The 13,311-nt window shown below is 36.4% G+C and carries 14 protein-coding genes, 3 tRNA genes and 1 pseudogene; 4 read left to right on the plus strand and 14 right to left on the minus strand.

Annotated elements, in window-relative coordinates:
• Positions 1-3: 3 nt before the first annotated feature.
• The 10 genes from DYE54_RS05665 to DYE54_RS05710 all read right to left on the minus strand — a co-directional run bounded on the left by DYE54_RS05665 (position 4) and on the right by DYE54_RS05710 (position 9,995).
• Positions 4-909 carry an ABC transporter permease subunit gene (locus DYE54_RS05665; protein WP_218564757.1) on the minus strand — a complete coding sequence of 302 codons (906 nt, stop codon included), beginning with the start codon at positions 907-909 and terminating at the stop codon, positions 4-6.
• A 10-nt stretch (positions 910-919) separates the two neighbouring features.
• Positions 920-1,840 (minus strand): ABC transporter permease, encoded by a 921-nt coding sequence (locus tag DYE54_RS05670; protein WP_115310324.1) that lies wholly within the window; start codon positions 1,838-1,840, stop codon positions 920-922.
• Positions 1,841-1,982: 142 nt separating this feature from the next.
• The gene (locus DYE54_RS05675; protein ID WP_218564758.1) at positions 1,983-3,614 is read right to left on the minus strand and encodes an ABC transporter substrate-binding protein; all 1,632 of its coding nucleotides are present in this window, start codon (positions 3,612-3,614) and stop codon (positions 1,983-1,985) included.
• A 68-nt stretch (positions 3,615-3,682) separates the two neighbouring features.
• Complete coding sequence (locus tag DYE54_RS05680) at positions 3,683-4,852, minus strand: DmpA family aminopeptidase (protein ID WP_115310325.1); 1,170 nt, start codon at positions 4,850-4,852, stop codon at positions 3,683-3,685.
• A gap of 280 nt (positions 4,853-5,132) precedes the next feature.
• Positions 5,133-5,747, minus strand: coding sequence for a hypothetical protein (locus tag DYE54_RS05685; RefSeq protein WP_147285262.1), 615 nt, complete (start codon positions 5,745-5,747; stop codon positions 5,133-5,135).
• A 247-nt stretch (positions 5,748-5,994) separates the two neighbouring features.
• Positions 5,995-6,405 (minus strand): arsenate reductase ArsC, encoded by a 411-nt coding sequence (locus DYE54_RS05690; RefSeq protein ID WP_115310327.1) that lies wholly within the window; start codon positions 6,403-6,405, stop codon positions 5,995-5,997.
• Positions 6,406-6,413: 8 nt separating this feature from the next.
• Positions 6,414-7,448: an ACR3 family arsenite efflux transporter gene (gene arsB / locus DYE54_RS05695; RefSeq protein WP_115310328.1), complete on the minus strand. Its 1,035-nt coding sequence runs from the start codon at positions 7,446-7,448 to the stop codon at positions 6,414-6,416.
• 26 nt (positions 7,449-7,474) lie between these two features.
• Positions 7,475-9,232, minus strand: coding sequence for an arsenical pump-driving ATPase (arsA, locus tag DYE54_RS05700; RefSeq protein ID WP_115310329.1), 1,758 nt, complete (start codon positions 9,230-9,232; stop codon positions 7,475-7,477).
• Positions 9,233-9,263: 31 nt separating this feature from the next.
• On the minus strand, positions 9,264-9,623 hold the full coding sequence (arsD, locus tag DYE54_RS05705) for an arsenite efflux transporter metallochaperone ArsD (protein WP_115310330.1): 360 nt from the start codon (positions 9,621-9,623) through the stop codon (positions 9,264-9,266).
• A 78-nt stretch (positions 9,624-9,701) separates the two neighbouring features.
• Positions 9,702-9,995: an ArsR/SmtB family transcription factor gene (locus DYE54_RS05710; protein ID WP_115310331.1), complete on the minus strand. Its 294-nt coding sequence runs from the start codon at positions 9,993-9,995 to the stop codon at positions 9,702-9,704.
• A 309-nt stretch (positions 9,996-10,304) separates the two neighbouring features.
• Between DYE54_RS05710 and DYE54_RS05715 the strand changes: the two genes are divergently transcribed.
• The 4 genes and pseudogenes from DYE54_RS05715 to DYE54_RS10370 all read left to right on the plus strand — a co-directional run bounded on the left by DYE54_RS05715 (position 10,305) and on the right by DYE54_RS10370 (position 12,273).
• Complete coding sequence (locus tag DYE54_RS05715) at positions 10,305-10,751, plus strand: hypothetical protein (protein WP_115310332.1); 447 nt, start codon at positions 10,305-10,307, stop codon at positions 10,749-10,751.
• A 179-nt stretch (positions 10,752-10,930) separates the two neighbouring features.
• Positions 10,931-11,326 carry a flavodoxin family protein gene (locus DYE54_RS05720; RefSeq protein ID WP_174900338.1) on the plus strand — a complete coding sequence of 132 codons (396 nt, stop codon included), beginning with the start codon at positions 10,931-10,933 and terminating at the stop codon, positions 11,324-11,326.
• An 84-nt stretch (positions 11,327-11,410) separates the two neighbouring features.
• Positions 11,411-11,842 (plus strand): annotated as a pseudogene (locus DYE54_RS10365) (oxidoreductase); the annotation flags it as partial.
• Positions 11,821-12,273, plus strand: a complete 453-nt coding sequence (locus DYE54_RS10370) for an oxidoreductase (RefSeq protein ID WP_281267711.1) — start codon at positions 11,821-11,823, stop codon at positions 12,271-12,273. The pseudogene DYE54_RS10365 and the gene DYE54_RS10370, both read left to right, overlap by 22 nt.
• 80 nt (positions 12,274-12,353) lie before the next feature.
• Here the strand turns inward: DYE54_RS10370 and DYE54_RS05730 are convergent.
• The 4 genes from DYE54_RS05730 to DYE54_RS05745 form a co-directional block, all read right to left on the minus strand.
• Positions 12,354-12,430: transfer RNA gene (locus tag DYE54_RS05730), tRNA-Arg, on the minus strand.
• 129 nt (positions 12,431-12,559) lie between these two features.
• Positions 12,560-12,633, minus strand: a tRNA-Gly gene (locus tag DYE54_RS05735).
• Between the two features lie 11 nt (positions 12,634-12,644).
• A tRNA-Pro gene (locus DYE54_RS05740) sits at positions 12,645-12,721 on the minus strand.
• A 208-nt stretch (positions 12,722-12,929) separates the two neighbouring features.
• The gene (locus DYE54_RS05745) at positions 12,930-13,307 is read right to left on the minus strand and encodes a VOC family protein (RefSeq protein ID WP_115310333.1); all 378 of its coding nucleotides are present in this window, start codon (positions 13,305-13,307) and stop codon (positions 12,930-12,932) included.
• Positions 13,308-13,311 lie beyond the last annotated feature (4 nt).

A 13,311-nucleotide genomic window follows, 5' to 3' on the forward strand; every position in this document is an offset into this window, starting at 1 on the left:
CTCCTATTCAGTCAATTTTGGATCTAGCGCATCACGAAGACCATCACCTAAAGTGTTAAAACTTAATACAGTAAAGAAAATCGCCAACCCTGGAAAAATTGTAGTATAAATATTGGTAGCTATATATTGACGCCCATTAGATAACAAAAGCCCCCATTCAGGTGTTGGTGGCTGAGCCCCCATGCCAAGGAAACTAAGGCTCGATGCCGTTAAAATAGACGTACCAATAGACATTGTATATTGCACGATAATATCTGGAATCGCCCCAGGTAAAATATGTTTAAATAATATACGCGCATCGGAAGCGCCTAAATTTATAGCCGCCTTTACAAAAACCGCTTCTTTAATAGCCATCGTACGACTTCTTACAATACGTGCAAAAGTAGGTGTAGAAAAAACGGCTACAGCGATGACAACATTGTATAGACCACTACCTAAAATAGCTACAATAGCAATGGCTAAAATAATTCCTGGAAAGGCAAATAAAGTATCACAAATACGCATTACTACGGCATCAAGCCAACCTCTATAATAACCACTAAGTAAACCAAGTACAGTGCCTGTCACAGCACCAATGGTTACCGCTGATAAACCAACTGCCAAAGAAATGGGGGTACCCAAAATAACACGAGAAAATAGGTCACGCCCAAACTCATCCGTACCAAACCAATGTATACTGTTTGGCCCTTGTAAAATCGCAGAATAATCATATTCATTCACATCAAAAGGTACAATCCAAGGTCCCACAAAGGAGAGTACAACTAAGAAAAAGATAAAAAACAAAGCAATAACTGAATTACGCTGTTTAAAAAATCGTTGCGTCATAACCTTAGTCGGACTTTTAATCTCTTCATGCATATCCATCATACCAGGTGTTCCCGGTTGAATGGCTTGTAATTTTTCACTCATAAGGAACCTCCTAGGATAATTTAATTTCAGGATTCAAAGTAGCATACAACATATCCACCAATGTATTTATAATGATAAACTGAGCTGAAAATATCAGAATCAAAGATTGAATTGCTGGATAGTCACGATAATTTACTGATTGAATCAATAAGGACCCTAAACCTGGAAAAGCAAATACAGCTTCTACAACAACAGCGCCCCCTAACAAGAAGCCAAATTGCAGGCCTACAACCGTCACTACAGAAAGCATAGAATTGCGAAAAGCATGTTTCCATACCACTACCTTTTCAGTGAGCCCCTTAGCGCGAGCTGTGCGAATATAGTCTTCCTTCAGAGTTTCCACAATAGATGATCGAGTAAAGCGAGCAATAATTGCTGCAATACTAGTCCCTAAAGTTATAGCTGGCAAAATATAACTTTTAAATCCCGTCGCCCCTGTAGATGGTAACCAATGTAGTTTAACACTAAATATCATAATGAGTAAAAACCCCATCCAAAATGAAGGGATAGATATTCCTGACACAGCGGTAGCCATACCTGTATAATCTTGCCACTTACCACGATTTCGGCCTGACCACACACCTAATAACACACCTGCTACAGTCCCCCATCCAAGGCTCAAAAATGTCAATTTTAATGTATTGCCATAACGATACCCCACTTCTTCAGCTACCGGACGTTTTGTACGCAAAGAGGTTCCCAAATCCCCCTGTACTACACCAGTAATATATTTTAAATATTGGGCCGTCACCGGTTCATCAAGCCCTAATTGAGCACGTACAGCCAATACATCTGCTTCAGTAGCTTGTTCACCAGCTACTAAACGAGCCGGATCCCCTGGTATTAATCGTACAAAGAAAAATACGCAGGTCGTCACTAAAAATAAGGTCAACACCATACCCAGTAAGCGACGTGATGTATATTTAATCATAGGACCTTCTCCTTTCGAATAACAAACGTCCTTACACCTCTCTCTTTTTTAATAATTAGACCTTATAAACGAGTAGACCACCAGCCGTACTGGTGGTCCTTCTCTATTATATTTTCCCAAATACCCGATACACAGCTCCCTCTTATTCAGCCATGCGTGCCTTAGACATATTAATACCATTATCTGGATATAGACGAACATTTACGATTTTATTTGATGTAGCCCATGTAGCTGGTTCATTGGATACAGCAATCATCGGAATATCTTTCCAGAATAAGTCTTGAGCCTTAGCATATGCCTCTTTACGAACTTCATTATCAGATGTGGTTAGAGCTGCCTGAATATAAGAATCCATTTCAGGATTTTGGTAGTATGACAAATTATAATTAAGTGGTGGAATTGATTCCGATGCTAACAATGGACGAATACCCCAATCCGCATCCCCTGTAGATGGAGACCAACCAGCAATATATAAGTCATACTCAGCATCTTTCCCTTCACCTCTAAAACCTTGTACTTTTTGGTTAACAATAGCGCTTTCCATAGAAACAATCTCTACATTAATACCAATTTCAGCTAATTGTTGTTTGTAAAATTCAGCTTGTTTTAAACTAGACGTAGTATTAAAAATAAGTAGTTTTAAAGTTAACCCATTTTCATAACCCGCTTCTTTAAGAAGACTTTTTGCTTTTGTAACGTCATAAGGAACAGGATCATTTCCTTTGTAGAACTGTACATTAGGACCAATTACAGATGTTGCTACACTACCTAATCCATTCCGTACTACATTTAAAAAAGCTTGTTTATCAATACCATGAGCTATGGCTTGACGTACACGAATATCACTAAGTGTTGGTTTTTGTGTATTTATAAATAAATAACGAACTACGATACTTTCAATTTCTTCTGCTTTAATATTGGAATCTTCTTTAAGTGCCGCAAAACCTTCCGTTGGTACATCGAAGACCATCTGTGCATCACCGGATTGAAGCATAGCTACACGGCTAGCACTTTCAATAACAGGTTTAAAACTAATAGACTTAAATCCTGCATCAGCTTCAACAATGGCTTTGCCGCCAGAAACGTCTTTATTATAGCCCCACCATTCCTTATTTAGTTCCAGCTTAATGTGATCTCCAGGTACCCATTCTACAAATTTATACTGCCCTGTACCTACAGGGTGTTTAGCCGTAACATCTACACCTTGTGCTAATTGCTTCGGACTCATCATAACCATAGCTGGATGTGCCATATTATTTACAAAAGCACCAAATGGCTTATTAAGAGTAAACTTAATAGTATAATCATCTATTTTTTCAACCTTTTGAATAACGCCTGAAATAAAGTTAGTGCGTTTTAGGCCTAAACTCTTATCCACCCATTTATTTACATTGGCAATAGCTGCATCAGCATTCCAATCAGTGCCATCAGTAAACTTTACGCCTTTACGCAAAGTAAAGGTATATTCAGTAGCTTCCTTATTAGCTGTATAGCCAGTGGCTAGCATAGGCTTTAATTTCATATCATCTTCAAAACTATACAAACCGTCCATTACTAAACGTTGAATCCCACCAGAAAGAGTATCACTTGTATCCATCGGATCCATAGTTGTAATGTCTACAGGAATAGCAGCTACTACATCCTTAGATTGCGATATGGATTTTCCCTCTGGAATAGTAGTTGCCCCTGAATTTGAATCACTACCGCATCCCGCCATAAAAAGTGTAGCGACTAACAACAGACTACATAAGCTCATCCACTTAAATTTCTTCATGCTTTTCCATCCCCTTTACTCACAACCTATAATCTAATCCTGACTACTAGACTACTAATATTCATTACTTATATCTTGGCTATCAAATCCTCATACTGCTTAAGCACTTCATATAAGCTTTCATACTTATAACCATCTTTGCTCGTTGCTGCTTCTGCAGCTACTAAAGAATTTAGAATCGCCTCATAAGTTGCCTCAGCCACCCCTAAAAAAGCAGGATTTAACGCACTATCACGTATAATCTGTTGTGTATTAAATAAAGGCCCATCATAAGGCACACGATTTGCAGTAGTAAAGCCAATCATAACTTCACCACTGCCATGCCCTATATAAGCACCAGTACGCATAATACCTACACCAGCTCGCTTTATAATACGTTTAAGTTGCCGATCATTAACAGGTAAATCCGTAGCCACAATTACAATAATAGAGCCTTGATCACTTTCACTATATGCAAACTCACCATATTTACACAAATCAGCATCAGCCTGAGACGTCTCAAGATTTTGACCTGCTTGAATGCGCTGATATTGTTCGAGCCACCAACGCCCTAATGGTTTACCATTAAGAATAAAGTCTTTTGTAGCTCCAAAATTACTCTGCACTAGGACCCCAATAGTATATGACTGTTCACACTCTGAAGATGAGGTCCCTATTTTATTCTCAACTCCCCTCACCGTAATTATCCGTGAAGCAGAACCAATCCCTCCTTTAAAGCCAAAACAAATAGTACTACGTCCAGCTCCTACATCACCTTGAATAAAATCCTTGTTTGCCGTCTCAATTGCCTCCATAACTTCAGCATAACCAATGCAACGTTGCTGAATATCATGTAATACACTATCATTACATTCCCCCACCACTGGATTGATAGAGCCTACAACAAGTCCCTCATTTTTAGATTGTCCAATAATGTACTCATTAAGAGCATCACTAACTTTCCCTACATTCAATGTATTTGTTAAGGCAATAGGCGTTTCAAGAGTCCCCAATTCCTCAATTTGCATTAACCCAACACTCTTACCGAAGCCATTTTGCACAAAAGCAGCTGCTGTATATTTAGTAGTAAATGGATTCCCTTCACCTGGAATAACCACAGTCACACCAGTCCGAACCGTTCCTTCATTGAGTGTTTTATGACCTACCCTAACTCCAGCTACATCAGTAATAGAATTCCGAGCCCCTATTGGCAAGCAACCTAATGACACGGGAAAATCTCTAATCCTATGGTCTGACACCAAACCACCTCCCTCCACCAACAATATACATTTGTATTTCTATACGATAACACAAAAACTATAGAATTACAATAAAATCAGCGTTTAACTCAACATGTATACAGTATATCTTTTTATTTATAAATTCACATACTAAAATGCACCACAGATTGGCTTAATCTGTGGTGCATTACTTTATATCAGCTCCCACCCAATAACTATAAATTAGGTGAAACGCTGACTAAACTATACGAATACACTGTATCAAAACACTGTATCAATATCTCTATTTAATTCTATTCTAATTTCTATATCCTACTCGTTGTGCCAATTCTTCCATAACATCATGTACCATTGATAAATCCGCTACTTCTCCTCCATCAAAAGCTTCCACTTCAGATGTTTTTAAAGAATTAGTATCATAGTAAACGCGACATTTACTATAATAAATTTTATCTGTATTTAAATCATACACCATATAACGTGTAAACGCATCGGAAGTATCCTCATTCATAAAGCCATAACTCGCTAATTCTAACAATCCTTTTTCAACACAATTTGGCTGTACATATGACTTAAATGCTGAATTTACCAAACCTGTATACAACACATAACGAGATACATCGGTAAAATTATTTTTAATATATGCTTTAAAATACGAAACCGGCAAATTAGCTTTCATCGCCAAAATAACTGGTAACGCTCGTTCTGAAATTTGCTTTTTAGATTTTTCTTTAGTATCTTTTTGAAGTTTATCATCAATCTCTTCATTAGTTGAGTCAAGTTTGCCACGTAACAACTGTGCAATAATGTCTGAATTCACAACTTTAAGCTTATCACGACCATCGTAAACATGTGATTTATAATGGCCTAAATGCTTTCCTTGATCAGTGGCCCCAACGACATTCGACATCATTGGCATAGCGCCAATACACTGAAAAGTCCTACCTCTAATAAAGTACCTTTAAAACGATTATTTATTTTCATATGTAATCCTCGCTTTCTAAGAAACTATATCTATAATTCACAATATGCACATGAATTTTATATGTAATTCTTATAAATTATTGAAATATAGCCTAGTAACCGTACAAAATCTACTCATGAAAATCAGTACATACACAATCTGTCCATCATAAAATACACAATTTATACATCGTAACTTACATGTTATCCTTTTTTAAAGTACGTTCTATAAAGGCCTTAACTTTTATTTCAATTTTATGAATCGTATTCTTAAACTCTACTTCTGATGTTCCGGTAGGATCTTCCAAACCCCAGTCTTCTTTTTCACAAGAATAAGGTAATACGGGACAACCTACATTACACCCCATAGTAACAATATAATCTACAGGCGGAATGTCATCTAATAATTTAGGATATTGAGACACCTCCATATCAATCCCATATAGTTCTTTTACATAAGCAACCGCATCAGCATTAATAGACGCTTTCAACGTTGTTCCTGCTGAATAGGCCTCTATACTCTCCCTAGAAAAATGTTTCATTAGCGCTTCGGCAATCTGACTTCGACAAGAATTATGAACACATACAAAGGCAACTTTTGGTTTCATAAGACACCTCACTTAAATTTACTCTCTAAGCTATTTGCAATTTTTACAAGCAATAGCATAACAGGTACTTCTACTAGCACTCCCACTACAGTCGCTAATGTAGCGCCTGAGGATAACCCAAATAGTGCAATAGCAACTGCCACTGACAATTCAAAAAAATTAGAGCTACCAATCATCGAACAAGGAGCGGCAATATTAAACGGCAGTTTAAAATAATAAGCAAGGCCCAGTGTAATCCCAAAAATGGCAAAGGTTTGAATAATAAGTGGAGTCGCTATTAACACGATGTCTAATGGCTGATTCAAAATTGTTTGCCCTTGAAACGTAAAAATAATAACCAAGGTTAACAATAAGCCAATCATAACATACGGATCAAATTTAGGAATAAATACATTTTCTAAATACGCAAACCCTCGAGTTCGTATTAAATACTGTCTACTCAAATAACTAATTACTAGAGGCACTACAATAAATAAAACAACAGATAAAACCAACGTTTCCCAAGGAATTGAAATATTCCCCCGATTCAATAAAAAACTAACAATAGGAACATAAGCTAACAATATAATTAAATCATTTGTCGCTACTTGTACTAATGTATACGCTCCATCACCACGAGTCATTTTACTCCAAACAAAGACCATTGCGGTACAAGGGGCCGCCCCCAATAACACAGCTCCAATTAAGTATTCCATAGCCCGTTCCGTTGTTAGAATGGATTCGTAAAAAACAAAGAAAAATAGATATGCTATGGCATACATAGTAAACGGTTTAACTAACCAGTTAATAAACCAAGTTAAAAATAATCCTTTTGGATTTTTACCAATATTTTTAATGCTTGTGAAATCAATTTTGAGCATCATAGGATATATCATAATCCATAATAAAATGGTCGCCGGCAATGATACATTGTAAAACTCCCATTGCCCTAATAAGAGTGGCACACTAGGTATAAATTTACCAATCATTACGCCTAATACCATACAGACTAATACCCAGGTGGTTAAGTTTTTCTCAAAAAATGAAATATCCTCTGATTTCATTCTATACCTCCAAGTATCTCAACAAATTATAACTTCTGTAAAACATCGCCTTTTATAGACGCCCCATGCCAAGGTAATACAACAATATGACCTGCTGCATATTGAGCCACTTTATTTAACCAATGAATTTCATTCTTGCCTTTATAAGCCAACAAATGATTTGTGCTCTTTGTTTTCCAGAAGGAATTATTTACAATCCACCACTTAGTCTTTATATGTGCCCGTGCTAAATCATCAGCCAGTCGCTTAGCCTCAAAAACAGGGGTTGTTTCTGGTAATGTAACAATGACAACTTCTGTTTCTTCCCCTGTTAGCCTTGGTAAGATATTTTGAACTGATTTTGGAATATCTCCACTAGTTCTAGCCACTTCCCGATGATAGCTTAATGTCGAATCCAATAATAACAATGTATGTCCTGTTGGTGCTGTATCAATAACTACAATCTCATTATCAGCTCGTTCAACAATTTCTGCAAAAGCTCTAAAAACTGCAATTTCCTGCGTACAAGGGGATCGTAAATCTTCAGCAATATATGCTATATCATCCTCTGAAAGACCCTGCGCTTTAGCTTTAGCTAATACATCTTCTTGATAACGTTTCAATTCTGCTTGCTCATCAATATGACTTACCGTTAAATTTTTTGTACCTGAAACGACTTGTTCTAAATGCGCAGCAGGGTCAGTCGTCGTCACATGAACGTTAAATCCTTTAACTACCAGCTTTAAAGCTATACTCGCAGCCATAGTCGTTTTACCAACGCCACCTTTACCCATAGTAAAAATAACTTTACGTTGATTAGCTATAAAATCATTAACCATCGCATCAATCGTATGAATATCATTAAACTCAACAGATTCCTCTTTTTTACAATTAGAAAATGAAGTCTCACCACTTAAAAGCTTTCGTATACTGTCAATGCCAGAAACTGTGTATGCTTGCAATGGAATTATATAGGTATCTAAATCCTCTAATGAAGAGGCTTTCTGTACCATAGCACGAACTTGTTTATTTTGAAACGCCTGTGATATATCGTCATCAGCATCTATTAATACACCATTAATTAACAAAATCTGATGCGTTACCCCCAACTCGGCTAGTTCATTAGCGGCACGGCTCACTTCTAATAAAGGGCTCTCTTCTGGTCTCGTCACTAACATTAAAGTAGTTCGCTTTGGATCTGCCAATACGCGAACAGCCTCTTCATACATAGCTCTTTTATCTCCCACTCCAGATAGCTGTCCTAAGCAGGAAGCGCCATGAGTGCTATTACTAATAAAATTAGACCAAGCAGACGGTAATTGCAACATGCGCAATGTATGCCCTGTTGGAGCCGTATCAAAAATAACATAATCATACTGACTGGCAATGTCTGTATTAGTAATAAAATTAGCAAATGCATTAAAAGCAGCAATTTCAACTGTACAAGAACCAGACAACTGCTCTTCCATATTCTTAATAGCGCTGTCAGGTAAAATGCCACGATAAGGGGCCACAATACTTTCACGGTATTCACTAGCTGCTTCAATAGGATCTAAATTAGCTACTGTCAATAAAGGAATTTCATCAATGATAGTCCCTTCATTGGCTAATGGTCGCTCAAAAATATCTTGCAAATTAGAAGCAGGATCCGTACTAATCAAATATACTTTATAACCATTATCAGCTAATCGTACAGCGGTAGCACAAGCAAGCGAGGTTTTACCGACGCCCCCTTTACCAGTAAAAAATAAGTATTTTGTTAACTCTATTTTTAAAACATCATAATCTAGGACTTTCTCATTCATAATTTTTACCCCTATATAAACAGTAACTCAATTAACAACTTTCACAATCACAACAAGAACTTCCCATATTAGATGTAGCTTCTAAAGGCACATTAAATAATTGACTCAATTCATCATTCGTCAAATAGCGTCCTTCAGCAATAATTTCACCATGCCAAATAGAAATTGGTAGCGCTGAAATTTCATGAGAATTCAACCAATCTTTAACTAGTTCATTATTAGCAAATTCCATCGGATGACTGGCTAAATTAAATCGTTTAACTATACAGCCCTTTTTAGCTAACTGATTAATGACCGTAGAAATCCTCAATAACTCTGGATCTGTCGCCACACCACATACCCCTGTTTCACAACACATCGCTGGTTCATACATATAAAGAATCGTTTCCATAGTCTCACCTTCCTTCTGTCAAATCAAAAAATTTTGATTTGAAATCCATTTTTTTAGCCACCCTTAGGGGTGACTAAATTATTGAATCATTGTAACTGCCATGAATAAATCAGCAATCTGTTGACGGCCTTCTGGTGAAATACGATAAAATGTCCATTTTCCTTCTGGCCTACCTAGCACTATCCCCGTCTCACTCAATATCTTCATATGATACGATAGACCAGATTGTGTCAAATTAAGCTGTTCTAAAAGTACACAAGAACATTCTTCGCCATATTGTAACAACGCAAGAATTGCTAATCGTTTCTCATCACTAAAGGCTTTAAATATTTTAGCTGCGCTTGCTAAATCATTCGTGTCCGCTTTTGCCATAGCCATTACCTCAAATCAAATTTTATTGATTTGATTATATGCCTTCTTAGGAATCTTGTCAATATTAATTTCAAGTTGAAGCATTGCAATCAACCATAATCAACGTCTCTTACTCTTATAAGATAATTCAACTATAAAAAAACATTAGAATATACTAAATGGAACAGAATTAAGCGCTCTATATAAGATAAAAACAAATAGCTTTCACAATATTCTCATTTTATAGAATTTTTGCTATACTTAAGATAATTTCATTATCTATTTATTATCATTTTGTTCTGTCTCTATATTAAGTTAGGAGGAATCTCTATGTTAAAGAAACTACTTGCCGTATTTGCACTCATTATCATTCCAACCATTTCTCTAGCTACATATGAACCAGATTCACGAGTGTGGACTTGGTATCAATCTACACCGTATATAGGCTACTTTATTTCAAAAGAACCTGTTACTTTAATATCTGAGACCAAAGACACTCTTGTTTTGTCTGCAAGAGTTCAATTAGTAAATGGACATGTAAATCCCAATCAAATTAAATATGTAACATCTGTCGTTATTGGTACATACAATAAAAAAACAGGAAAACGAACTCACCAAGAGCTCGATATAAAAGAATTCTATGAAAATGGTAAAACTTTTACTAATTTACCTTCTAGTAGTGCCAAAATAGACGTACCAAATAACCTTGAATATTCTATTTATTGGACAAAGTTACAAATGATTTTAGATACATATAATAACCAAAAGAAAAAATAAAACTTCTAAATTACAATTATAAAAAATAATAAGAGATAGGAATATATTCAAAAGCTTCTCTAGGCTCAAAATAGACTTAAGAGAAAATATCGATATATTCCTATCTCTTTTTTATTTATTCAAAATTTCTCCACTAAGCAAGGCAGTTTTTGCTTATCTTCTATCACTTATAACTATAATTGATAACTTTCATAAATAATTATGTTGTAACAGGTGCTGACACTGAATTAATTTCTTTATACCCACTTCAATATCGTGGCTGTGTCAGCTGTTTTTACTGTAAACGAAAAGATAAAGAACATGGAACCTGTATCATTCGCGATGATTTAAGCCCCGTTTTAGAAAAAAAAATCAAAAAAGCCGATGCTGTTATGCTTGGTAAAACTATGCCATCTGCCTTTATCTATTCTATGAACGTGACCGAAGAACTTAGCTACCAATTTAATTTACGAGATAGTTTGAAACCATTTGAAATGTTTGCCCAAACTATTTTTGCTAAAGAACCAATTAAATATTATGCCTATAATACATTTCAGTTCGATGATTACAGTAAAATATCACATGACGATACTTAACTTCCCTAAACAATTTTAAGGCAGAAAATACTGCGTACTCGTATTTTTCTTTCCTAATTAGTATACTTAGCTCATGCACAAGGTGCAAAATCAATTGTCCAAATTGCCCATTCAGGGATTCGGGCCCAACGCCCGCTAACCCAAGGCTTCGATGTAGTAGGTCCCAGTGCGGAATTATTTAGTGGCGCTCGTGCCATGAGCACAGAAGAAGTCTACGAAATGGTTCAACACTTTGCCTATGCAGCTGAACTAGCTCTCAAAGCAGGTCATGATGGTGTTGAAATCCATGGAGCTAATGGCTGGTTAATTCAACAATTTTTCTCTGAAACTTACAATCAACGTAATGATGAATGGGGTGGATCACTAGAAAATCGTTTACGTTTTCCACTCGCTATCGTAGATGCTATTGATGAAATGAGAAAAAATATAATCGACCAGACTTTATTATTGGCTACCGTTTTTCGCCTGAAGAACCTGGGGAATACGGCCTCACTATTAAGGAAACCTTTGCCCTAGTCGATGCTCTTTTGGAAAAACCAATTCAATACTTACATGTATCTCTTTGGGATTTTTACAAAAAAATTCGTCGTGGTGCAGACACTACACAACTACGTATAGAAGCACTCCACAAACGTATTAACAACCGAGTACCATTTATCGGCGTTAGTAATCTCTATACGGCTGACGATATGCTCAATGCCTACAACACAGGTTATGTAGATTCCTTAGCCATCGGTAAATCTGTCATGCTAAATCCTAATCTTGTTCAATTAATCGAATCTGGTCGTGAAAGTGAAATTGAAACTACCTTTGATTGGGACAAAGCCGAAAAATATCGTTACACAAATGCTATGCTAGATGGCACATGTAGAGGCATCGATTTTATCCAAAATCAAAACAATTTGAACTACGCTATAAAAGCGAAGATTATTAAGAAATTAAATTAAACTAATAAAATTTAATCAACATAATAATCCCATGCAAAAGGAGCCGCTTCAAATCTGAAGCGACTCCTTATTTTTTAGTATGGTGATCCAGGAGGGATTCGAACCCCCGACCCACGGCTTAGAAGGCCGTTGCTCTATCCAACTGAGCTACTGAACCATATGAAATTAAAAAAAGAATTTTTCACCGTATATATTATACACTAACTATTATAGAAAATGCAATTCAAGTCAATTCGTATTCCTATAATCTCAGTATATTACACAGAAAAAAATCCACATAAAAAAATGGAGCGGGTGAAGGGAATCGAACCCTCGCGACCAGCTTGGAAGGCTGGGGCTCTACCATTGAGCTACACCCGCAATTAAAAAAATGGTCGGAGCAGCAGGATTCGAACCTGCGACCCCCTGGTCCCAAGCCAGGTGCGCTACCAAACTGCGCTATGCCCCGATTTAAAAGAAATGTATTCTTTTCGTCGTGCTTTTTATTTACTCTTTCGCAACAACAAAGTTATTTTATCACACTTAAAAAATGTGCGCAAGTACTTTTTTGAAAATTTTTAAGTTTTTTCTTACGCACATCTTAAAATTATAAATCAAGGTCATTAGGCCATGAATAACACCGTATCTAATCATTAATACGCCATGATAACAATACATCACTCATAACAACACAATTCCACTAAATTCCCATCACCATCACGCAGGTACACGCTTTTCATAGGTCCTAACGCACCATTTCTATTTACAGGACCTAGTTCAATCGGATATCCCTTCGCTGTAATCTCCTTTACAACTGCTTCAATAGTGCCATCTACAACTAAGCACAAGTCCAAACTTCCATAGGTTGGATATTGGGCCGCTGGTAAAAATTCTGCTTTTTTCGTATGAATGTTAAATTTTTGATTACCAAAATGCAAAGCATAACGGCCATTGTTTTCTTTCACAGTCATACCTAAAATTTCACCATAAAAATGCAGACATGATTTCAAATCTTGTGTAGTAATTACTAAGTGATCTAATCTGTTAATATGCATCGCC

The organism is Veillonella criceti (assembly GCF_900460315.1).
Classification (GTDB): domain Bacteria; phylum Bacillota; class Negativicutes; order Veillonellales; family Veillonellaceae; genus Veillonella_A; species Veillonella_A criceti.